Annotated in this window: 20 protein-coding genes and 1 tRNA gene; 14 read left to right on the forward strand and 7 right to left on the reverse strand. The window is 40.9% G+C overall.

All coding sequences use genetic code 11. The features are described 5' to 3' along the window. Nucleotides 1-27: 27 nt before the first annotated feature. The gene (locus tag JMX75_RS11350; protein ID WP_201532393.1) at nucleotides 28-960 is read right to left on the reverse strand and encodes an alpha/beta hydrolase; all 933 of its coding nucleotides are present in this window, start codon (nucleotides 958-960) and stop codon (nucleotides 28-30) included. A gap of 275 nt (nucleotides 961-1235) precedes the next feature. Further along, a tRNA-Asn gene (locus JMX75_RS11355) sits at nucleotides 1236-1311 on the reverse strand. Between the two features lie 396 nt (nucleotides 1312-1707). Between JMX75_RS11355 and JMX75_RS11360 the strand changes: the two genes are divergently transcribed. The 8 genes from JMX75_RS11360 to JMX75_RS11395 all read left to right on the forward strand — a co-directional run bounded on the left by JMX75_RS11360 (nucleotide 1708) and on the right by JMX75_RS11395 (nucleotide 9824). Beyond that, nucleotides 1708-2445 carry an SDR family NAD(P)-dependent oxidoreductase gene (locus JMX75_RS11360; RefSeq protein WP_201532394.1) on the forward strand — a complete coding sequence of 246 codons (738 nt, stop codon included), beginning with the start codon at nucleotides 1708-1710 and terminating at the stop codon, nucleotides 2443-2445. Nucleotides 2446-2496: 51 nt separating this feature from the next. Continuing rightward, nucleotides 2497-4209 carry an NAD(P)/FAD-dependent oxidoreductase gene (locus tag JMX75_RS11365; protein ID WP_201532395.1) on the forward strand — a complete coding sequence of 571 codons (1713 nt, stop codon included), beginning with the start codon at nucleotides 2497-2499 and terminating at the stop codon, nucleotides 4207-4209. A 37-nt stretch (nucleotides 4210-4246) separates the two neighbouring features. Then, nucleotides 4247-5287 carry a DUF1365 domain-containing protein gene (locus JMX75_RS11370; protein WP_201532396.1) on the forward strand — a complete coding sequence of 347 codons (1041 nt, stop codon included), beginning with the start codon at nucleotides 4247-4249 and terminating at the stop codon, nucleotides 5285-5287. A 100-nt stretch (nucleotides 5288-5387) separates the two neighbouring features. Then, nucleotides 5388-6752, forward strand: a complete 1365-nt coding sequence (locus JMX75_RS11375; protein WP_201532397.1) for an SAM-dependent methyltransferase — start codon at nucleotides 5388-5390, stop codon at nucleotides 6750-6752. A 36-nt stretch (nucleotides 6753-6788) separates the two neighbouring features. After that, nucleotides 6789-7199, forward strand: a complete 411-nt coding sequence (locus tag JMX75_RS11380) for a DUF2177 family protein (RefSeq protein WP_201532398.1) — start codon at nucleotides 6789-6791, stop codon at nucleotides 7197-7199. 96 nt (nucleotides 7200-7295) lie between these two features. Then, the gene (locus tag JMX75_RS11385; RefSeq protein ID WP_201532399.1) at nucleotides 7296-7832 is read left to right on the forward strand and encodes an acyl-CoA thioesterase; all 537 of its coding nucleotides are present in this window, start codon (nucleotides 7296-7298) and stop codon (nucleotides 7830-7832) included. A 167-nt stretch (nucleotides 7833-7999) separates the two neighbouring features. Then, nucleotides 8000-9097 carry a cation diffusion facilitator family transporter gene (locus JMX75_RS11390; RefSeq protein ID WP_201532400.1) on the forward strand — a complete coding sequence of 366 codons (1098 nt, stop codon included), beginning with the start codon at nucleotides 8000-8002 and terminating at the stop codon, nucleotides 9095-9097. Nucleotides 9098-9122: 25 nt separating this feature from the next. Next, complete coding sequence (locus tag JMX75_RS11395; RefSeq protein ID WP_201532401.1) at nucleotides 9123-9824, forward strand: DUF2059 domain-containing protein; 702 nt, start codon at nucleotides 9123-9125, stop codon at nucleotides 9822-9824. A gap of 238 nt (nucleotides 9825-10062) precedes the next feature. Here JMX75_RS11395 and dps read toward each other — a convergent pair whose 3' ends face one another. Further along, on the reverse strand, nucleotides 10063-10560 hold the full coding sequence (dps, locus tag JMX75_RS11400; protein ID WP_133105181.1) for a DNA starvation/stationary phase protection protein Dps: 498 nt from the start codon (nucleotides 10558-10560) through the stop codon (nucleotides 10063-10065). Between the two features lie 328 nt (nucleotides 10561-10888). Next, nucleotides 10889-11308: a GFA family protein gene (locus JMX75_RS11405; protein WP_201532402.1), complete on the reverse strand. Its 420-nt coding sequence runs from the start codon at nucleotides 11306-11308 to the stop codon at nucleotides 10889-10891. Between the two features lie 184 nt (nucleotides 11309-11492). On the opposite strand from JMX75_RS11405, the gene uvrB reads away from it, so the two are divergent. From uvrB to JMX75_RS11420, 3 genes are all read left to right on the forward strand, one after another. Continuing rightward, entirely contained in the window at nucleotides 11493-13604 is a 2112-nt protein-coding gene (gene uvrB / locus JMX75_RS11410; protein ID WP_201532403.1) for an excinuclease ABC subunit UvrB, read from the forward strand. 229 nt (nucleotides 13605-13833) lie between these two features. After that, nucleotides 13834-14886, forward strand: coding sequence for a pyridoxal phosphate-dependent aminotransferase (locus JMX75_RS11415; protein WP_201532404.1), 1053 nt, complete (start codon nucleotides 13834-13836; stop codon nucleotides 14884-14886). Between the two features lie 221 nt (nucleotides 14887-15107). Further along, nucleotides 15108-15479, forward strand: coding sequence for a hypothetical protein (locus JMX75_RS11420; protein ID WP_041753004.1), 372 nt, complete (start codon nucleotides 15108-15110; stop codon nucleotides 15477-15479). Nucleotides 15480-15619: 140 nt separating this feature from the next. Here JMX75_RS11420 and JMX75_RS11425 read toward each other — a convergent pair whose 3' ends face one another. Together JMX75_RS11425 and JMX75_RS11430 are read right to left on the reverse strand one after the other, a co-directional pair. Further along, a complete protein-coding gene (locus tag JMX75_RS11425) occupies nucleotides 15620-15892 on the reverse strand; it encodes a hypothetical protein (protein ID WP_201532405.1) in 273 nt (90 codons plus the stop codon). 51 nt (nucleotides 15893-15943) lie between these two features. Beyond that, complete coding sequence (locus tag JMX75_RS11430; RefSeq protein WP_011513090.1) at nucleotides 15944-16330, reverse strand: hypothetical protein; 387 nt, start codon at nucleotides 16328-16330, stop codon at nucleotides 15944-15946. Between the two features lie 644 nt (nucleotides 16331-16974). On the opposite strand from JMX75_RS11430, the gene JMX75_RS11435 reads away from it, so the two are divergent. The 3 genes from JMX75_RS11435 to JMX75_RS11445 are packed head-to-tail and all read left to right on the forward strand — an operon-like array spanning nucleotide 16975 to nucleotide 20591. Continuing rightward, a complete protein-coding gene (locus tag JMX75_RS11435; RefSeq protein WP_201532406.1) occupies nucleotides 16975-18006 on the forward strand; it encodes a TAXI family TRAP transporter solute-binding subunit in 1032 nt (343 codons plus the stop codon). Then, nucleotides 17987-18541, forward strand: a complete 555-nt coding sequence (locus JMX75_RS11440) for a DUF1850 domain-containing protein (RefSeq protein WP_227673180.1) — start codon at nucleotides 17987-17989, stop codon at nucleotides 18539-18541. Before JMX75_RS11435 ends, JMX75_RS11440 begins: the two co-directional genes overlap by 20 nt. After that, entirely contained in the window at nucleotides 18513-20591 is a 2079-nt protein-coding gene (locus tag JMX75_RS11445; RefSeq protein ID WP_201532408.1) for a TRAP transporter permease, read from the forward strand. Before JMX75_RS11440 ends, JMX75_RS11445 begins: the two co-directional genes overlap by 29 nt. A gap of 278 nt (nucleotides 20592-20869) precedes the next feature. On the opposite strand, the gene lipA is transcribed toward JMX75_RS11445, so the two are convergent. Further along, entirely contained in the window at nucleotides 20870-21913 is a 1044-nt protein-coding gene (gene lipA, locus JMX75_RS11450) for a lipoyl synthase (protein WP_011513094.1), read from the reverse strand. Nucleotides 21914-22037 lie beyond the last annotated feature (124 nt).

Below are 22037 nucleotides of genomic sequence, written 5' to 3' on the forward strand. Positions count from 1 at the left end.
ATACTATAATTTTGGGATTTTATGGGCTTAAGTATTGCTATTTATCCAGCCTAAGATGTCTTGGTAAACCTGCTCTTTATTCTGTTCATGGAGCGGTTCATGGCGCATATGAGGGTAGAGCTTCACAGAGACATGATCAAAATGTTGTCTGTCTAGGCGATTGGCAATATTACGAATACCGCGACCCATATCACCGATTGGGTCATTTTCTCCGCTGATTAATAACATTGGAAAATCTTTGGCAATCGTCATTGCCCAGTTTTTATGCAAGCCTGCATTCATCAGTGTAAAGAGGGTCATAAAGCCGTTATTGGTAAAATCAAAACCCGTCAATGGATCGGCTTCATAAGCTTCAACGGCGGCAGGATTTTCGCTTAACCACGCAAACTTTGATGAAGAAATACGATTATTAAGCTTGCTATTAAGTACTTTATTCATCACGTTAGCAAATAGGGCGTTTGGCTTTTTAGGTGCCGCTTTTGTCAGTAACTTATTGACCGGCAATAATACTTTGATCAATGGATTGGCATCCGCTGTGCCCATTAAAATAGCACCAGTAAAGTTGCGCGCATGGTGTTTAAGGACGTTACGGACGATAAACGAGCCCATAGAGTGACCCATGACGAAATGTGGCACATTCGGATGACGCGCTTTTAAGCTGTCCGCCATGACGATGACATCTTTTAATAATGACTGCACAGGATGCTCTTCACCAAAAAAACCTAAGTCTTTGGCTGATTTAACAGTTTTTCCATGACCAAGCTGGTCATAAGTGGCGACCGCAATACCGTGATCGGCTAAAAATTGCGCCACGTCTGCATAACGCCCGCTGTGCTCTGCCATGCCGTGTACAATCAGCAAGGTTGCACTAATGACAGTATCACTATGGCTCGGCTCAAAAAAATTATGATGCAGATAATGGGTATTGTCAGAGGAAGTTATTTGTTCATTATTACTCATAAAAATCCAGTCCTTGAATGGTTAAGGGTATGATGAGATAGATTATATATTTTTTAGGGCTTTATTATAGGGATAAGTTATTGCTACAACCAATCTAATTGCGAAATTTGGCAACATTAGTATGTTATTTGGTTTTTAGTCAGCGTTATGGTCTATTCATTTAAACGACAGCTACAAAAATATCGACCATAAAAAAACCCCCATCAAAGTGATGAGGGTCTTGGCAAATGCCATAATCGAATCAAATATGACTCAAAAAATTTACTACTAAAATATGGCTCTCCAACCTGGGCTCGAACCAGGGACACACGGATTAACAGTCCGTTGCTCTACCAACTGAGCTATTGGAGAATAAGCGGTAAGTGTTTAATGACTTACTGCGAGCTTAGAAAGTCTCTAACGAGTTCTTGCTAAGTGGGGCGTATTCTAGCAAAGATAAAAAATACGTCAAGCTTTTTTTGCATGTTTTTATACATTAAAGATATTAACGCTAGCGCAAAGGTTGTTGTCGAGCCAATTTGCGTCATATCTTCGATATCACTCTGTTTGCGAAGTAACAACAAATAAAGCAACTTGCTTATACTATAATTATTTAGATTTGATAAATAAAAGACCGCATTGGTTAATAAAATAATGCTAATGAAATTACATTGTTAATAGCTATAAAGCTGCTAAAGGCTTATAAGATAAAGATTTATCAAAGCCAAACCAAGAATAAGATAGTAAACGACGAAAAGGATATTTGCGATGACAGAAACTGCTAAGAAACAACATATTGTGATTACGGGTGCGACCTCTGGGATTGGTTATCAGCTGGTAAAAGACTATCTGCGAGAGGGACAGCATGTCTATGCCGTCGGTCGCGATGAGGAAGCCTTGTCTGAGCTAAAATCATTAGGAGCAGAAACTATCGATTTAGATCTAATGGATCGAGATAAGGTGATTGCTGCTTTTGATAAAATTAATGAGATTGATTTGGCGATTTGCGGCGCTGGCATGTGTGAGTATCTAGATATGCCAAACTTTGATAGTGCGGCGTTTATGAAAGTGCTGTCGGTGAATATGGGTACGTTATCGCATGCCATTGAAGGAGTACTGCCAAAGCTGATTGCTTCAAAAGGACGCTTAGTTGGTATTGGCTCGGCGTCGGCTTACGTGCCTTTTGCTCGTGCAGAGGCTTATGGTAGCTCAAAAGCAGCTATTCACTATTTAATGAAAACTTTACAGATTAGCCTTGCACCGCAAGGCGTGTCAGTGAGCTTAGTAGTTCCCGGCTTTGTAGAGACGCCAATGACCAAACAAAACGATTTTCCGATGCCGTTTTTACAAACACCGCAGCAGGCAAGTCAAGCGATTCGTGATGGTATAAAAAGTGGCAATGACGTTATTGAATTTCCCAAAAAACTGACGTTGCCATTAAAAGTATTAGGGACATTACCTGATATGGTTTGGCAACAGGTCAGTACAAAAATTAATAAAAAATAGCCAGTTTTACTATTTTTGAACACCTATAAAGAAAATAACTAGGAATATTTTATGCCGTTTTTACGCCGTAAATCTAAGCAGCTATCTAATCAAGTAGAAGCCGTTGTTAAGGCTACAAGCCGTCATTCAGAGGATAAGAAGGATGCACAAGTCAGAAAAAGTATCGCTATTATTGGCTCAGGGGTATCAGGTTTAACTTGTGCTCATTACTTGGCAACGCAATTTGACGTCACCGTATTTGAAGCTAGTGATTATATCGGTGGACACGTAAATACCATCGATGTGACGCTACAAGATGGTAAAAAATCCAAGCCTAATAAGGTTGAAAAAAGTGCCATAGATACCGGCTTTATTGTCTTTAATGAGCGTACTTATCCTAACTTCTTTCGCTTACTTCATGAGCTGCAAGTACCATTTCAAGCAACAGATATGAGTTTCTCAGTCAAAAATACTGCACGCAACTTCGAATATAACGGCCATACGCTTAATACCTTATTATCGCAGCGCAAGAATATTTTGAACCCGAAGTTTTGGGGATTTATTAATGATATTTTGCAGTTTAATAAACAGGTGCGTCAGCTGCGCCAAGATTATGATAAGGCGCGTGAGCAGGGGCAGGATATTGCTGTTTTTACCAAGCAAACGCTAGGCGAATATCTAGATACTAAAAAGTATGGTGATTTATTCACCGATAATTATCTATTGCCCATGGTATCTGCTATTTGGTCGACAAGTCTGCGCGACGTACAAGATTTCCCCTTAGTGTTTTTCGCTCAATTTTTTGATAATCATGGTTTGCTTGATGTGGTCAATCGTCCGCAGTGGTTTACGATAAAAGGCGGTTCTAAGCAGTATGTAAATAAACTGATCAGACGTTTTGTGAAGGCAGGTGGCAGCGTTCGCGTGAACAGTCCCGTGCAATCAGTGATTCGAGAAGATAATAAGGTGATATTGAGCGTTACAGATACAACAGATAATAAGACGCAAGGACTTGTGTTTGATGAAGTCATCTTTGCCTGTCATGCAGATACAGCGCTCAAAATATTACAAGATGCCAATCCTACCGAGCAAGAAGTACTGAATCATTTTACCTTTACCGATAACACAGCCATTCTACATACCGATACCTCAGTCTTACCCAAAAAACCGCTGGCGTGGGCAAGCTGGAATTATTTAATCGATGATAAAAATGCTATTAAAAAAGATAAAGAATCGCTGCAAACTGCTACAAAGCCCGTATTGACCTATCATATGAATATTTTGCAGCGCTTGACTAAAAAGCATAATTACTTAGTGACTCTCAATCATGAGGTGGATGAGAGCCAAGTCATCAAGCGTATCGACTATAGCCATCCAGTATTTAACAATGAAATGATTGCCGCGCAAGCACAGTGGTCAAATATCTCTGGTAGTAGCGATTCACACACCCATTTTTGCGGTGCTTATTGGTTCAACGGCTTCCATGAGGATGGCGTAAGAAGCGCGCTACGTGTCTGTCAGGCATTGGGATGCAATATCGATATTAAGGATAGCGTTGACCCAAGCCATTTACCTGATGCTGAAAGCGCACATACGCCGTTCCGCTATAAAGATTTACCAGTAAAAGCAGACAAACAATTACGCAAACTTAAGAAACGTCAGCTAGTCACTGCCACGACCAATCAAGAGTTGGTTCAATACATTGCAATGTTGGCGCCCGCGGCTAAAGCGTTTAAAAAGAAAAAACTGGGATTTTTTGCTGCTCGTAAAGATAAGCACTCGTAGCAGTTAAATACAGCATTACCAATTAAGGTTATTAAGTATGGTAGAAGCAGAACAGCCTAACAGTATAAGCGTAGAGCCTACATTGGCAGATGATACTAAGGGCTTGCCGCACCAAATATTTCACGGAATAACTTGGCACAGGCGGTTGCTACCGAGTGTGCATAAATTTGCCTATCCTTATCGTTATTGGGGCGTCAACATTACTGCATTAGCAGCAGGGAAAACATTGCCAGAAGTGGATATCAGTTCATTTAGCGGTAATAAAATCCTAAAAAAATTGCCATTTAATAAGCAATTACTCTTCTCTGGAACAAAAAAAGCCTTACAACAGTTTAATCCTGAGGATTACTTACAAGGATTGAGCACACAAGATAAAAATAGCCTAGATAAAAGTAAAGATGCTGACGATAAAGGAGGGTATTTATCAGATGTTCAATCACTAGAACAACGTTTAATTCAAGCATTTATAGAACGGACGGGTAGTGCACCAACAGGCGATATGATTGGAATGGTCGTTTGTCGTAATGCAGGGATGTATTTTAGCCCAGTAAATTTCTATTTGGGTTTTGATAAAGAGCAAAAACCCAGCCATCTATTGGCAGAAGTATCTAATACGCCATGGGATAAACACCATTACTATGGGTTTTTATTAGATGGCGCAAACACTGAGTTTTGTCACGATAAAGATTTCCATGTCTCACCTTTTAATCCTATTGACCAGCAGTATCAGTGGCAAGTAACGATTAAAAGGGCAATAAAAAATACTGTCACTAGTGAAGTAAAAAGTAAGAAAGAAAAGCTGTCTAATCACTGCTTGGACGTTCGTATCGCTATAAATATCAGCGATAAGCGCGGTGAAGTATTAAAAACAGGTATTAAAATGTCTGGCGTACCAATGACGGCATCGACGATTTATAAGAGCTTACGCAAAAATCCACTGATGAATATAACGTCTTTAATGCGTATTTATGGTCAGGCTTTTAAACTCTATGCCATTAAAAAAGTACCCTATATTAATTACGATGAAACATTAGCCGATAGCAAGCAGCAGAATGGCAATAATAAGCATGAGCAGTGACAGTAACTACTATGCCAAAAATTCAAAACTTCAAAGGTTCAAAGACTCAAGAGTTTAACGTAGAGCTCTTACTATCGAATAATTATACAAGGATGGATAAATGATGTCAGCAAGACTAGCAAGCAATGCACCCGTATCAAAATTAGGAAAAATCACTGCTCACATCAATCAAACGGTTAACGATAGTGCTATTTTGCAGCCAGTTAGTAATAGCGTGAATTATCTGGCGCGAAAAGCCATATTCCGAGCTTTGAAGCACATTCAATTTGGTAGTATTACTATCATTGAGGATTTTGTTGGGCAGGATGCTAAGCCGCATTGTTTTGGCACAGCTGCTTCTAGCAACATAAGTAGCTCAGCTATCGGTCGTCATACATTGGATGTGACGCTGACCATTCATGATAGCAGCGTCTATCGTCAGTTATTATTTGGTGGTTCTATTGCGCTAGCGGACAGCTATATCAATGGCGAATGGGATACAGATGATTTAACGGGTTTGATTCGACTGGCAGCGCGTAATTTGGCAGTACTTAATCAGTTAGAAAATCGTTTTGCGGTTATTAGTAAAACCTTTGAGCGAGCCAATCATAAGTTACGCAGTAATGATAAATTGGGTTCAAAGTCTAATATTTTGGCACATTACGACTTAGGTAATGACATGTACCAGCGTTTTTTAGACGATACGATGATGTACTCATCAGCAGTCTATAAAAAAGTAGATACGACATTGGCTGAGGCGCAGCAGCATAAACTCGCTTTGATTTGTGAGCGTTTACAACTGAAACCCGAAGATACTGTCATAGAAATTGGGACTGGTTGGGGCGGGTTTGCTATTTATGCAGCAACGCATTATGGTTGTCATATAACGACGACCACTATCTCGGATGCGCAATATGAAGAGGCGCAGCGCCGTGTAGAAGCGGCTGGAATGTCGGATAAAATTACTTTACTGAAGCAAGACTATCGCGAGCTGGCAGGACAATACGATAAATTAGTCAGTATTGAGATGATTGAAGCAGTTGGACACGAATATTTGCCGACGTTTTTTGCTAAATGTAATAGCCTGCTGAAGCCAACGGGTTTGATGGTGCTACAAGCGATTACCTTTAATGATCAAAATTATCAAGACTATATAAAGTCGGTCGATTTTATTCAGACGCATATTTTCCCTGGTGGTTGTTTATTGTCCAATCAAGAATTGACTACGCAGTTTACTGAGCAGACCGATATGGTCATCAAACAATTGCATGATTATGGTTTTGACTACGCTTTTACGCTGCGGGATTGGCGTACTGCGTTTATGGCACAACGTGAGGAGATAAAAGCACTCGGTTATGATGAAGCGTTTATTCGCTTATGGGAGTTTTATTTCTGCTACTGCGAAGGGGGGTTTTTGGAACGTACGATTGGAGTCGTGCAAGTCACTGCCGTCAAGCCAAACAACATTGATGCATGGCATTCATAGGCTACATTTTAGTCCCTATTATAAAAGGATCTTACTATGGGTTATATTTATATCTATCTTGCTTCTCTTGTCATATTTTTGGGCATTGATGCTGTTTGGCTGAAGACCATGACCGGCCTGTTTTATGAAAAGCGTATCGGACACTTACTTGCCGAACAGCCAAATATGACTGCTGCTGGGGTGTTTTATCTGTTTTACCTATTGGCGCTGTGTATTATTATTTTATACCCACAAATCAGATCAAATGCGCCGATTCACCATATCTTCTTATTGGGCGCTCTAATAGGGCTAATGGCTTACGGTACTTATGATTTTACTAGCTTAGCGTTATATAAAGGTTTTACTCTGGACACCGCTTTGGTTGATTTTGCTTGGGGTGGTATTTTAACAGGTTCAGTGAGTGCTATCGTGGCTTGGCTTGCTTATCATTTTCATTGGTTAAGCTAATCTAGTAGTTAAGTTAAATCGACTATATTTGCGCTATCGAAATTGCTAATGTATAAATAGCACTTTAAATAGATTCTACCCCCGTTAAGGAACATTATGACGCAATATAACACCAGCTCTACCGCCAAAACAGTCCCATTAAACCATGAGCTGTATATGTCAGTGCTTATGACGCCAGATATGGCCAATTTTATTGGTAACGTCCATGGTGGGGATTTGCTCAAGATGCTGGACCAAGTCGCTTATGCCTGTGCCAGTCGCTATAGCGGTAGTTATGTGGTGACACTGTCAGTTGATCAAGTAATGTTCCGTGAGCCTATTCATGTTGGAGAGTTGGTAACGTTTGCAGCTAGTGTCAATTACGTTGGTAAGACTTCAATGGAAGTCGGTATTCGAGTAGAGGCAGAAGATGTACGTGCACGTACCGTTCGCCATACCAACAGCTGCTACTTTACCATGGTGGCGATTGATGAAAATCGTAAACCCACGCTAATCCCTGAGCTTGAGATTAAAGATGCCTTGCAACAATGCCGATTTGACGCAGGCTTAGAGCGCAGAAAGCTGCGTATGGAAGGCTCGCAACGTATCAGCTGTGACATCAGTAAATTGACTAATAAAGTATCAAGCGCATAATCTGCTTATTAATGCAGACAATAAACATACTCTCACCAAAACATTACTGATAAGAACAGGTTTTTTGACTACAGTAAATGGAATCTAAAGTAACTAATAGATCAGCTAGTGTTTATATATAACTAGTCTGGTTTTATACCTTAAACCATCCATTTATTGAGACCTAGATGAGTTTAAAACCGCCAGAATCCAATCCAAAAGATGAGCCAACGCCGCGCGCTGATACGCACGGCATTGGTCGCTCACGCGCTCAAAACCCTTTTAATGCTTCAGATAATACCAATTCTGACCCCTCTAAATCTACGCCAAGCCATGATGACAAAAAATCGAGCTCATTAATAACGGTTTTGATTGCAGTTGGTGCCAATCTTATTATTGCGATTGCTAAAACAGTAGCGGCGTTTATGACGGGTTCCGCTTCCATGATAGCGGAATCAGCGCATTCTTGGGCAGACGCGGGCAATGGTACACTGTTAATCGTTGCAGAGAAAAAGTCGGTCAAACCTGCTGACAAAAGCCATCCACTCGGCTACGGTAAAGAGTCGTATGTATGGTCGATGATTGCCGCGTTTGGCGTCTTTATGGCAGGTTCAGTAGTGTCTATTTATACTGGCATTACCGAGTGGAATGCAGCTGAAACTGAAACCAACTATACCATCGGTTTTATTATCTTGGCAGTCGCCTTTGTGCTTGAAGGATTTTCTTTAACACAAGCGTATTTGCAAAGTAAAAAACATGGCGAAGCGATTAATGTCAGTGCCATCGGCTATGTGATGGACACCTCTAACCCCACCTTGCGCGGTGTTTTCTTTGAAGATTTGGCGGCAGTCATTGGGTTGGTTGTGGCCGCAGCTGCTATGGCAATGCACGCCTATACAGGCGAACCATTTTGGGATGCGCTTGGGTCCATCATTGTCGGTATATTGCTGGCCGTAGTGGCAGTCTTTTTAATCAGTCGTAATCGTGATTTTTTGGTTGGCTATAGAGTCTCAGAAAAAATGCACGATTATATTTTATCAGAGCTTATCAAGCATCCAGATATTGATAGTGTTTCTTACTTGCATTTGGAGTGGGTAGGTCCCAAAAAAATATTTATGGTCGCGGCGGTCGATATTGCTGGAAATCAACATGAACATGAGATTGCGCACAAATTTGAAAGTATAGAAAATCAGTTTCGCAGTCAGTCATTGTTTCAAGAAGCTATCTTAACTTTATCTGTCCCTAACGCTGAAATCTTACGCTTACCTGATAATGAACATTCATAATCTATAATAAGAATGAGAACATAATATGAAAAGTCCTTTAAAACCGTTAACAAAACATCCTAATCGCCATACACAGATAGTATCACCGTTGCTGGCATTAGTAGTAGTGACTTTAATGTCAGCTACTGCTGTACAAGCCAATGCAGAATTAATCGTACACGGTGATGCCAATCGAATTCAACACTCAGAAACGGTTATAGCAATACCCTATACTGTTAGTAAGATTAATGAATTAGAAAGAGTCAACAGCCCGTTACCGACTGATGTCTCTATCATTAAGCTCATGCAGGTGATGCACATTGATGAGCAAATACAATCTATCGTCGATGGCAAGCAAGCGGCTATCAATGCAATCAATACGCAAACTCAGAATCAACAGGCGACTGATAAACCGTTGAATAAACGTCAACGTGAGCTACAAAATCAGATCCAAAGTGTGTTAGGGCAATATGCTAAAATTATGACCAATGGGATAGGTAATACGGCAGATATTCAAACCTTAACGCAAGCTTATATCAGTGCAGCAAAAACTTACTATACGCAAGCGGAAGTGGATGCCCAAATCAAATTTTACGACACTGCTGTCGGTCAAAATATCTTAGCAAAACAGCCACAAATTACTGCCGCTTTTTTAAAGCAATCTTTACCGCAAGATACCTCAGAGACTGAAAACCAATTAAGTGAGCTGTTACCGCAGATGAAGCAAATTGTGAAAGGTATTTTTTAAAGTGTGTGTTAGAAATATAGTTAAAGTTCCTAAAAGATCTATGCTAGTGCTGGTATAAATGTTTTGCAGCCTCTGTCTGCGTAGCCACAGCAAGCAAGAAAAATTAATACCAGTAATATACGATTCATCGGTATTGATGTTTAATGATTCTAGTCAAAATCGTCAAACATAAAAAAGGTCACCATAGAGGTGACCTTTTTCTATTTAGCAAATAAGTTAATCTTATGTTGAAACGTGCTTATTTTTTAGACGTGTCTTTTTTCGGGGCATTTGCACCGATAAACCAAGCATCTTTATCAACAGTACGACTCACTTCAGTCAATAAGTCAGCGGTATCTTCATCACCAGCATCGCCAGCGGCATCAATCCCTTCACGCAAAGACGCAGCAATGGTCTTATAGCGATTGGTCAGCTCACGAACATGCTGGTCAACGTCAGTGATATCAGTCGGGTAAGTCTCTAAGATAGAGTCCTCAACGACACGTTTAGAGATACCATTGGCTTTGCCGCCAAGGATAACAATGCGCTCAGCGACTGTATCATAAGCTTCTGTTAAGCGTCCATAAGTGTCATCCAATAACTGATGTACACCAATGAAACCAGTACCTTGAAGATTCCAATGACATTGCTTGCTATCCATACTCAAATCAATGAGATTTGCTAGGTTAGCATTCAACAAATCGATCATTTTTTTTGCAGTTGCGTCATCTATTCCACTTGCGTAACGTTCTCTCATATTCTGCTCCATTATTCTATTTTAATAAATCTAAGTTTCTAATTATCAACAGCTCTTTAAATTTTTATTTATTAAGGTGTTGCTGACTGCTTATAAATTCATTATCGATAATAACAGCTTAAATAACAGATGGAACCCCAACATTTAGGCTTTATACAAGGGTCGTGTAATGAGTTTGTTAATCATGAAAACCTTTGTAAATTTAACCGCTAAAATAGACGCTTTGATAACAATCCGTGCACACGCCAGCATATTCAATCGTATTAAAATTTGATTTAATTGACGTTAAGTTAAGAATAGTCATACGCATTTTAAGCCTTATAAATATTTAGTCCTTTGGTCTAATGCCTTTCTCTGCGAATTTATCAAACAGCTGTTGCTGAGTTAAGTTGACTGTGTCATTGGCAAATTCATAATAATCGGGTTTTCTATCAATGAAAATCTGGCTCTCAAAAGTAAGGTTTGGATTCTCTTGAAACAGTCCTAGTGACAGGACATAAGTCTCAGAGCTAAGCTGATGATAATAGAGATTGGTGCCGCATTTATGGCAAAACGCACGCTCCGCCCATGCTGAAGAGGGGTAAATAGTCATTGACTCCTCACCTTTAATATCAGGTTTTGAGTGGCTATGTATCGCCATTAATGGTCCGCTGCCCCAACGACGACACATCGTACAATGGCACGCCTCAAAGGTATTAATATCTTCTAATTCGATGATGACGTTACCGCACAGACAGTGACCTTTCATAACTCGTTCCTTGATTAATGGTCATTGAACTATACCTGAGTTTCTATGCTTTTTATTGAGTGTTTGTGCATCCATTTGTGGGCGTTTTGCGCAATACATGACCTTTAAAAATAAAGGTTTAACCCCATATTGTTATAAACCTAACCTCTTATAATTTTTTATAAATATCAGGAAGACAACCATTATGCGAATGCCTGAACCGCGCTCGTCGCGTCAGTTAAATCAATTGGCCACTCAGCTGCAAGGCGAAGCTGAAATTAGTGGTGTCAACGCGTCTGGGACACAAATATCAAGTCGTGCTTTTGAGATGGTCACCGAGTTTGAGCCAGCAGGCGATCAGCCGCAAGCGATAAAGAAACTGGTTAATGGTATTAATGCTGGCATGGATGAGCAGCTATTACTGGGTGTGACGGGTTCTGGTAAGACCTATACCATGGCAAAGGTCATCTCTGAGACGCAACGTCCAACTATTATCATGGCACATAATAAAACGCTTGCTGCCCAATTATATGGTGAGTTTAAGTCGTTTTTCCCCAATAACGCGGTTGAATACTTTGTTAGTTATTATGACTATTATCAGCCAGAAGCCTATGTCGCAGCGAGCGATACCTTTATCGAAAAAGACAGCGCCATTAATGATCATATTGACCAGATGCGTCTGTCAGCGACGCGAGCACTCTTAGAGCGCCGTGACGCGATTATTGTCGCCTCGGTATCCTGTATCTATGGTTTGGGTGATCCAGAAAGTTATTTAAAAATGCTGCTGCACGTCGTCGTTGGGGACAAAATTGATCGCACTGCTACCATTAAACGTCTTGTTGAAATGCAATATATGCGTAACGAGCTGGACTTTGGGCGTGGTACTTATCGTCTTCGCGGTGAGCTGTTAGATATTTATCCTGCTGAGTCTGAGCAGCTAGCGGTGCGTGTGCACTTGTTTGATAATGAAGTGGAAAAAATCACGTGGTTTGATCCTTTAACAGGGAAGACGGTGCGTACAGTGCCGCGTATTACTATTTATCCAAAATCACATTACGTGACGCCGCGCAATAAATTGGAGGCTGCTAGTCATACCATCCGCGCTGAGCTTGAGCCACGGCTAGAGTATTTCCGTGAAAATAACAAGCTGATAGAAGCGCAACGTCTCAAAGAGCGTACTCAGTATGACCTTGAGATGATTCAACAGCTCGGCTACTGCAACGGTATCGAAAACTATTCACAGCATCTCTCTGGTCGTCCATCAGGGGAAGCACCACCGACTTTGTTTGATTATATTCCAGAAGATGCGTTATTATTTCTTGATGAGTCGCACGTGACTGTGTCGCAGATTGGTGCAATGTATAAAGGTGATAGATCACGTAAAGAGAATCTCGTTAATTATGGCTTTCGACTACCAAGCGCGATGAATAACCGTCCCATGAAGTTTGAAGAGTGGGAGCGTATCAAGCCTAAGACTATTTATGTGAGCGCCACGCCTGCATTGTATGAACTGGAACATAGTGAGCAAGTGGTCGAGCAAGTCGTACGTCCGACTGGTTTGATTGACCCTGAGATTGAGATTCGTCCTGTATTAACGCAGGTCGATGACGTGTTATCAGAGATTACTAAACGCAGAGAAAAAGACGAACGCGTGTTAATCACTACCTTGACCAAGCGTATGTCAGAGGATTTGACCAGCTATCTCAAAGAATACGATGTCAAAGTTGCTTACCTACACTCGGATATCGATACCCTTGAGCGTATGCAGATTATCCATGAGCTGCGTACGGGCGTGCATGATGTGCTGGTCGGTATTAACTTGCTACGTGAAGGGCTTGATATGCCTGAGGTGTCATTGGTTGCGATATTTGATGCGGACAAAGAGGGCTTCTTGCGTTCTGAGCGTGCTTTGATTCAGACCATTGGACGAGCTGCGCGTCATATCAATGGTAAGGCTATCCTTTATGCTGATCGTATTACCAACAGTATGCAAAAAGCGATTGATGAGACCGATCGTCGCCGCGAAAAACAAGTCGCCTTCAACCTTGAACATAACATTACGCCAACAGGTGCGCGCCGTAGTATCACGGATAAAATTGACACAGGTGATGACCATGATGCCAATGATAATCAGATGATTCCAATTAAGAGCAATCTGCCTGATGTCGATATCAGTATCTTACGCAGTCCTGATTTATTGGCTAAAGAAATCAATCGTCTTGAAAAGCTCATGAAGCAGATGTCACGTGACTTGAAGTTTGAAGATGCAGCAAAAACGCGTGATAAAGTGCTAGAGTTAAAGGCGCATTTATTGTAAAGAGTAACGCTACTAAGTTTAAAATAGTAATAAAAAGGTGAGTTGCCAACGGTGCAGCTCACCTTTTTTATGGTCTTCTTATAACTAAAATAACCTCGCTTTTGCCCGAGGTTATTAATAACCAATACTTGGTAATGACAAAACTTGTGTTTATACTAAATGCCAATTAATATGATATCAATGAGCAATATGAACTTATAACAACGGACGTTGAGGCACATAATCCATCATGCAAAATAATAAATGCTTAGAATTAAATGCGAATGAAAACTCACTAGGCATGTCAGCTTCTGCCAAACAAGCCATTACAGACTCTTTAGGTGCAGGCTTCCGTTATCCAGATAATCCACGTGCGGCACTCATTAGCAAAATTGCCACCATCCATGGCGTGGCAGAAAACCAAATCTCATTAGGCAATGGCTCGACTGAAAATATTCGAGCTACCTTACAAATGCTGCAATATAAAGCTCTAAAAGAGGGCAGGCAGTTTCAAATGGTGATCCCTGTTCCCACTTTTGATTGTGCAGAGATGTATGCGAATGCCATTGGCGTGCCTGTAGTCAAGATACCGTTAACCGCTGAAAACTATGATTATAATTTTGATGAACTACAAAAAGCAGCTGACGATTTTGATGGCATCAGCCTACTTTATATTTGCAATCCAAACAACCCAACTGGAATCATCACATCAACTTCAAGGCTTAAAGCTTGGATAAGTAAGGCGCCAGACAACCATTACTTTTTATTAGATCAAGCGTACTTGGAGTACGTGTCAGACCCAAGTTTTGAGAGTGGGATTGAATGGGTAAAACAAGGGTTATCAGACAAGCTTATTGTCATTCATACTTTTTCAAAGTTATGTGCCTTAGCTGGTATGCGAGTGGGCTACGCGATTTCTAACCCGCAAGCTATTGAGACTGTCGAGGCGTTTATGTCTATGGATAACACCAACTTGTCAGGTGCGGTTGCTGCTATTGCGACGTTAAATGATGCAGAGTTTTTAGCGCTAAGTTTGCGCAATACCAATCAGTCGCGTCAGATGATTGAAACAGTCTTAGACGATCTGGGACTGCGTTATTTACCCTCACAGACCAACTTTATTTTTCATGAAATAAAAGGTGATTTAAAAACATATATCGACAGAATGCGAGACCATGGCATCAAGGTTGGTCGCGAGTTCCCACCTGTTACAGGCTTCAACCGCTTAACACTTGGTACGCCTGATGAAATGGCAGCATTTATCAAAGTACTAAAGTTATTTCGTGAAAAGGACTGGGTATAAGTGAGATAAATCATATGTCTTAACCAACCTCAAACGCAGTTTTACATATCCCATCTTAAAAAACATCACTTTATCTTATAAGATTGGTCAGTTAAGCACACTCTTTTAGATTGCTAGCTTTCAAGTTGCTAGATAAATTTAAGTCGCTGGATAAACGCTGAGCGATAGCTAAAGTTAAGTGTGCTAACGTCAATTATAATTATAAGGTTAAAGATATATTCATGTTTGATATCAAATCATTTTTTAAACGAGAAGTAGAAAAAAAGCTCATCAACTTAGACGATTATATTTTTATGCCTGAGCGTGTAGAGATGGCGCTAGAAGGCGGATTATTAAATTGTGTACTCAATAGTGATGGTCGAGTGGATGTTTTTTATACCAAGGACGGCGTGACAGAAGTAAGTTCTGCATCACGTAAGCATCCATTTACTGCGTTTGAAACCGAGCTATATCATGGGGTTTATGATGATATTATTCATGATTTGACTAAAGAGGTGAGTAAGATACTTGAGCGTCGGTCAAAATATTTTCGCCAGAACAAGACATTGCATCCTACAGCGTCTCTAATGTCTCAGCCACATTACAACAAGTAAGCTATAAGGTGATTTGAACTATTGTAGGTTTAGAAAAAATAAAAGCAATTGGTAAGAAAAAGGGTGCGTTATATTTAAATGACGCGCCCTTTTTCTTACTTCATTTTTTAGTGTCAGCTTGAAACAGCCATTACTGATGCTTAGTTTTTCGTAGCAACAGCTTTATCTTTGGCAGATAAAACAGATGATTTAGTAATAGGAATAGATTGTACGCCTCCAACTAAAGGCTTGGTCTTGGTTGGTGTGACCAAGCCTTTGGTAAAGAGAGTACTGTCGTCGCGTGTTTTTAAAGTATTGGTAAAATAGCATTCACACTGAAAAGCGTGTTCATTGATATCAAAAGGGTGTTCTGCGGTTAACGATGGATCGCGATCTATTGTTGATAATCTATACAAATAGGCTGGGTTAAGCAATCGCCAACCCAGCCTAATTATTTATAATGACTGATATTATTAATAAACTATTTATTTAACGATACTGGAATAACAGCTCTGCAATGATTTTGCAACGACTCTAGCCACTAATTGCACACGATATTGTGGGTCTATGGCTGCATTACCCAATTCAACGATGCTGACTTGTTGCGGTGCTTGCTCACTAACGCAACCACAAACTCTGCCTTTTACCGCTTCTTCTTGCGCTTCAGTCATAGCGACACTGGCAATACGCCACGCGTTTTGCTGTTCGATCTGACTGCGACATTGATTGTCGATAGCTGCTTTAAAAACGCTCATACCGATCTCGTTTGCAGTACCCATTGCTGTTCCTGCATTGGTATTACCGCCCGTTGAGGCACAGCCCGCTAGTGCAAATGTTGCTAGTAATGCTGTTGATGCGAATAATTTTTTCATCAAATTTCCTTTCAGGTTGATCAGTATTATGAGGGGATATTCTTAAAGTTTTATATCGTGCTGAGCAGATGTACCAAAACCTATAAACTGCTTTTTACTGTCTATACCTTGTGATGTTTGCATGATCAGTACGATTAGCAGCACAAATAAAAAGTCATCTTACTAGAACTCAATATTGATGACAAAGGAAATATAAACGTGCCATCAAAATATCTATTAACAATTATTTTTCATACCAAATTGTGTCGTAGACAGAACGATGATAAATATTCTAGGAGTAGTTCATCTTTATGGACTTAAAGGTTTACAAGGCGGTTAAAGTTTGTTTAAATAACTTACAATATGAAACTTAGTATCGCTTAGCGAAACAAGAAAGCGGTATTTAGTGAATAATAGCGCTTAACTTTCAATAAATCTCGATTTATAGTTAGGATAAGAGTTAGTGAGAAAAACAATATAGCAATATAAAGTCTCTCATGTTTTAATTAGATAGACTGTTTTTTTATGGCGCTCTCATGACAACAGAGTGAGTAAAAAGCCATTCAAAGTAGCACGTTGCTAGTGTGACGGATATGGATAGTACCATCATATCTGAGTCATACTTTTTTAAGTCCATTTGCTTTATTTTATCAAGGAAGAAAATAATGAAGTCCATTTATAAACTGCCTTTACTTGCGGCAATGATTGCAGCCAGTATGACAATGGTTGCCTGTTCAGACAAAGCGGCTACTGATAGCGCAGCTACTGACAGTGCTACTGCTGAAACCACTACAGATACCGCTGCCACAGCAAATGACAAGCTTGAAACCAAATTTGTCACCATTGCTACAGGAGGCGCCTCCGGTCCTTATAATATTATTGGGACGTCTTTAGCAGAGATTTATGCCAAGACTTTTGGCGTTAATGCTAAGACCCAAACGACAGGGGCGTCAGTAGAAAACGTCAATCTGTTGACGCAAGGTAAAGTAGATATGGTGCTGGCGCTCAGTGATGTCGTCACTGATGCGGTCGAAGGTAAAAATGACTTTAAGGCACCTATCGCCAATATTCAGCAAATTGCTGTTCTGTATCCCAACGTCATTCAGCTGGTTGCTTCAGAGAAATCTGGCATCAAAAACATTGAAGATTTAAAAGGCAAACGTATTGCGGTTGGTGATCAAGGATCTGGTACTGAAGTCAATGCTCGTACCCTGTTAGAAGGTTTTGGTATTACCTATGATGATGTCAAGGTAGATTATTTAGGCTTTGCAGATGCTGCAGATGCGATGAAAGCTGGCAAAATTGAAGCGGCATTTTTTAGTAGTGGCTTACCAAACTCTTCGCTTTTAGAGCTAGAGCAGGGCATTAAGTTGCAGTTGGTCACCATCAATCAAGATAAGCTCAAAAAAATTATTGAGACCAAGCCTTACTTTAAAACTTTTGAGATTCCTGCTGGGACCTATGGTAATGCTGCTGCTATTCCAACCACAGCCGTTATGAATGCTTTATTGGTACGTTCTGATATCTCTGAAGAAGATGGCTATAAGCTGACCAAAGCATTGTTTGAAAACTTGGATGGTCTAAAGAATGCTCATCAAGCGGCGAGCGATATCAGTTTAGAGACGGCTCAAGTCGGTATGGTTGCTCCTATTCATCCTGGTGCCAAAAAATACTATGATGAGAAAGCAGCTAAATAAACAAGTATGGTGGTTTGCTGGCGTAGCAGCTATTGCTGCGCTGGTTTTATTTATACTATGGGCGATTTTCAGCCGCCAAACAGTCATTGAAGTACGAGTAGCGGGCGTTGCTGGTAACAATAACAATAGTGCCAGCCTAGTCTGCTATTTTGTTGAGCCCAATTTTCAATTGCGCTGGATTCACTCGGTAGAAAAACAGTGGTGGGAGGAGCAGTATCTTCGTGAAGAAGAGGGCTTACTATTAACCACTACCTACTTTCAAGCGTTTGGTGCTGGTACGCCGTCTACTGAAAATATCGCTCCTATACAAAAAGAGGGCTATGTCGGGTATCAAATCAACCAAAGGTTTCCCCATCTCAACTGGGTTGTATCAAGACTGACAAAAGGTGAGATTGACTATGCCAGTCAGCGCATTCTTATTCATCAACTGGTACCAGATTATTCAGAAGTAACTATCATGCCCAAAGCATATAGTCCAATCGATAGATTCAATAAGGATTTTTGTCATGAACTCCCAAGTGATGGATCACAGTAGCGATAAGCCTCATGTCAGTGATGATGCTAAGTTGGCAAATCAGCCAAATGCGCCTGAAGATACTGAGAATTACGATGACGTTGATCCTAGTGTCACACAGGCAATATTAGAAAAATACGATCGAGAATCTATTACGCGTCATATCACCCAAGGTCCAGTGAAGTATATTATCGCTGCGATCTGTATTTTCTACTCCATTTTTCATTTATACATTACCTTTAATCCAATGCCATCGTTACTACAGCGCTCTGTGCATGTGGGCGTTGGCTTCGCTTTGATTTTTTTGATTTTCCCTGCCAGTAAAAAAAGCAGCCGTAAGAAAGTGGCATGGTATGACTGGATTTGGTTTATCTTTTCCTTATCTGGGATGACGTATCTCATTTATGAGTATCAAGATATTGTCACCAGTCGCGGCGGTATGGCAAATTCGGTCGATGTGATCTTTTCTATTATTACGGTCATCTGCGTCCTTGAAGGCAGTCGGCGTATTACTGGCTGGATCTTGCCCATATTAGCCTCTATATTTTTGCTATATCCTTTTATCAGTCATTTGGACTTTATGCCGGATAGGCTGCTCACACGCCCTTATGATCTGGGCGATATTTTTGGTCAATTATTCTTAAAGACAGAAGGCTTATATTCGGTTGCAATCGGCGCATCAGTCACTTTTATCTTCTTATTCATTCTATTTGGGGCATTTTTAGCGCGCTCTGGAATGGGTCAGCTGTTTAATGATTTGGCATTGGCGCTAGCAGGCGATAAAAAAGGCGGACCTGCTAAAGTTGCTGTGATCTCCAGTGGGTTTATGGGTAGTATCAATGGTTCAGCTTTATCGAACGTAGTTAGTACAGGCGCGTTTACCATCCCATTGATGAAAAAGGTTGGTTATCATAAAGACTTTGCAGGAGCTGTAGAGGCGAGTGCGTCGGTCGGTGGTCAAATATTGCCACCTATTATGGGTGCCAGTGCTTTTATTATGGCGGAGACGACAGGTCTACCGTATAGCACTATTGCTTTGGCTGCGCTATTACCTGCTATTCTCTATTATCTAGGCGTTATCGCACAGGTACATTTTCGTGCCGGTCGCCGTGACTTAAAAGGCATGGCAAAAGAGAGTCTGCCGCAGGTAAAAGAGGTATTAAAAGCACGCGGTCATATGTTGTTGCCGATTGTATTTCTGATTTATTTACTAATACAAAATGTTCCTGTAGGTTATGCCGCGGCTTATACCATTGGCTTTACTGTTGTCATCAGTATGCTACGCAAAGAAACCCGCATGGGCTTTAAAGATATTTTAGGCGCTCTAGAAGATGGCGCACGCCAATCATTAGCAGTGATGGCAGCTTGTGCGGTTGTAGGTATCATCATTGGGGTCGTTAGTTTGACCAGCTTTGGTACAGTAATGACCTCTTCAATTGTTACTTTGGGTGCAGGGTCTTTATTGCTTACTTTGATTTTGACCATGCTGGCGTCTATGGTCTTGGGTATGGGATTGCCTTCTATCCCTGCTTATATCATTACCGCAACCATGGCAGCGCCTGCTCTAGCAGGATTTGATATTCCTATTTTGTCAGCGCACATGTTTGTTTTCTATTTTGGTGTGTTTGCAAATATTACCCCGCCCGTCTGTCTGGCAGCTTTTGCTGGTGCTGGTATCTCTGGCGGCGATCCGATGAAAACAGGGTATTTATCATTAAAGTTAGCGTTAGCAGGTTTTATCGTCCCCTTTATGTTTATTTATAATCCTGCGATGTTGATGATTGACCCAACAGATCTTGCGGTCACGGCGAAAGAATTTCCATTGCCGCCGGTCATCGATATTATTATTGCTGTTGTGACATCAGTCATTGGTGTGATTGGACTTAGTGCCGCGTTAGAGGGTTATTTTAAAAGTGATATGAATCTCGCTACGCGCTTAATATTAGCATTAGGCGCATTGCTGCTGATTTATCCTGGGCTGATCACAGGTGCAATAGGTGGCGTAATAGTACTAGGTATTGCGGCGTTCAATATAAAAGGTAGTAAGGCGCCAACCGCTTTAAGTGTTTAACATTGAAGCACTGCTACTTCAAGTGAGACAGAAAAGTTAGAAGCATATAGCGAATTCAGTATTAAAGCGATACAGTAGGACTGGGATGAATTTTACGCAGCCTCTGTCGGCGTAGGCACAGCACGCCAGAAAAATTTATACCAGTACTACGTTGGAACATAACGTATCTGTTTTATTTAGAATTTACTATAGAAAAGGGCGAATAGCAGCTATCTGCTATTCGCCCTTTTTATATTTTAAGACCCGTCATTTTACGTTGATATAGTGACGACTCTCACTTAACAGCCAAGTTTCCCTTCTGCTGCTAATGCTTTTTTGCTACGGATAGGTGCAGGGCAATCTTCACCATAGTACTGACGATCAGCAAAATAGCTTGAGCGCACCATAGGACCTGCCCAAATATTAAAGAAGCCAATCTTTTTGCCATAGTCCATATAACGCTGGAATTCATCTGGATGCACATAGCGATCGACTGGCGCATGGTCTTTACTAGGTTGTAAATACTGACCAACGGTAATCATATCGACGTTATGCGCCTTTAGATCATCAAGCAGCTTATAGATTTCTTCTTCAGTTTCACCAAGTCCAACCATAAAGCCGCATTTGGTCGCAATATCAGGGCGACGTTCTTTATAAATCTTTAGCAAGTCTAATGAATGCTGATAATCTGAACCTGGACGGAAAGCTTTATATAAACGAGGCACGGTTTCTATATTGTGGTTAAAAACATCAGGCGCCGTTTCAGTCAATAAGTCCAATGCAATATCCATACGACCACGGAAATCTGGTACCAAAATCTCGATCAAGCAATTTGGACTCAGCGCACGCGATTCATTCAATACTTCAACGAAATGCATCGCGCCGCCATCTTTTAAATCATCACGGTCAACCGAGGTAATGACGGCATATTTAAGACCTAAACCTTGGATGGTCTCGGCAGTATGACGCGGCTCATCTTTATCAAGCTCATTTGGACGACCATGTCCGACATCACAGAACGGGCATCGACGTGTACAGATATCACCCATAATCATAAAGGTGGCGGTACCATCGGCAAAGCACTGTGGAAGGTTAGGGCAGGCAGCTTCTTCACAAACGGTATAGAGTTTCTGTTCACGTAAGGTGGATTTGATACGTGCGACTTCCGCAGGTGAAGACAGTTTTACCCGAATCCAATCTGGCTTTTTCTTAGCCTCGACAGTCGGGATAATTTTAATTGGGATACGAGCAACTTTATCGTAGCCACGGAGTTTTTCGCCTTGGATGGCTTTTTTGGGTTTTGCGCGGGCAGCAGGCGTGTGCGTTTGTACGGCGTTTGTCATAATCGAATGTTCTCTTAACCCTTGATAGAACAAGGGTTTATGGAATTATTAGAATGCTTTATGAATAGAGCTATTATAGCAGATATTTGGTCAAGGTTTTTTAGGCAATCGCATGAAATGCAGT

The sequence above is a fragment of the Psychrobacter sp. LFX-11D genome (genome assembly GCF_904846475.1).
Classification (GTDB): Bacteria; Pseudomonadota; Gammaproteobacteria; order Pseudomonadales; family Moraxellaceae; genus Psychrobacter; species Psychrobacter cryohalolentis.

Bases quoted from the DNA above. Each gene is read 5' to 3' on its own strand.
- JMX75_RS11350 (WP_201532393.1), bottom strand. From the start codon at position 960: ATGAGTAATAATGAACAAATAACTTCCTCTGACAATACCCATTATCTG.
- JMX75_RS11360 (WP_201532394.1), top strand. From the start codon at position 1,708: ATGACAGAAACTGCTAAGAAACAACATATTGTGATTACGGGTGCGACC.
- JMX75_RS11365 (WP_201532395.1), top strand. From the start codon at position 2,497: ATGCCGTTTTTACGCCGTAAATCTAAGCAGCTATCTAATCAAGTAGAA.
- JMX75_RS11370 (WP_201532396.1), top strand. From the start codon at position 4,247: ATGGTAGAAGCAGAACAGCCTAACAGTATAAGCGTAGAGCCTACATTG.
- JMX75_RS11375 (WP_201532397.1), top strand. From the start codon at position 5,388: ATGATGTCAGCAAGACTAGCAAGCAATGCACCCGTATCAAAATTAGGA.
- JMX75_RS11380 (WP_201532398.1), top strand. From the start codon at position 6,789: ATGGGTTATATTTATATCTATCTTGCTTCTCTTGTCATATTTTTGGGC.
- JMX75_RS11385 (WP_201532399.1), top strand. From the start codon at position 7,296: ATGACGCAATATAACACCAGCTCTACCGCCAAAACAGTCCCATTAAAC.
- JMX75_RS11390 (WP_201532400.1), top strand. From the start codon at position 8,000: ATGAGTTTAAAACCGCCAGAATCCAATCCAAAAGATGAGCCAACGCCG.
- JMX75_RS11395 (WP_201532401.1), top strand. From the start codon at position 9,123: ATGAAAAGTCCTTTAAAACCGTTAACAAAACATCCTAATCGCCATACA.
- dps (WP_133105181.1), bottom strand. From the start codon at position 10,560: ATGAGAGAACGTTACGCAAGTGGAATAGATGACGCAACTGCAAAAAAA.
- JMX75_RS11405 (WP_201532402.1), bottom strand. From the start codon at position 11,308: ATGAAAGGTCACTGTCTGTGCGGTAACGTCATCATCGAATTAGAAGAT.
- uvrB (WP_201532403.1), top strand. From the start codon at position 11,493: ATGCGAATGCCTGAACCGCGCTCGTCGCGTCAGTTAAATCAATTGGCC.
- JMX75_RS11415 (WP_201532404.1), top strand. From the start codon at position 13,834: ATGCAAAATAATAAATGCTTAGAATTAAATGCGAATGAAAACTCACTA.
- JMX75_RS11420 (WP_041753004.1), top strand. From the start codon at position 15,108: ATGTTTGATATCAAATCATTTTTTAAACGAGAAGTAGAAAAAAAGCTC.
- JMX75_RS11430 (WP_011513090.1), bottom strand. From the start codon at position 16,330: ATGAAAAAATTATTCGCATCAACAGCATTACTAGCAACATTTGCACTA.
- JMX75_RS11435 (WP_201532406.1), top strand. From the start codon at position 16,975: ATGAAGTCCATTTATAAACTGCCTTTACTTGCGGCAATGATTGCAGCC.
- JMX75_RS11440 (WP_227673180.1), top strand. From the start codon at position 17,987: ATGAGAAAGCAGCTAAATAAACAAGTATGGTGGTTTGCTGGCGTAGCA.
- JMX75_RS11445 (WP_201532408.1), top strand. From the start codon at position 18,513: ATGAACTCCCAAGTGATGGATCACAGTAGCGATAAGCCTCATGTCAGT.
- lipA (WP_011513094.1), bottom strand. From the start codon at position 21,913: ATGACAAACGCCGTACAAACGCACACGCCTGCTGCCCGCGCAAAACCC.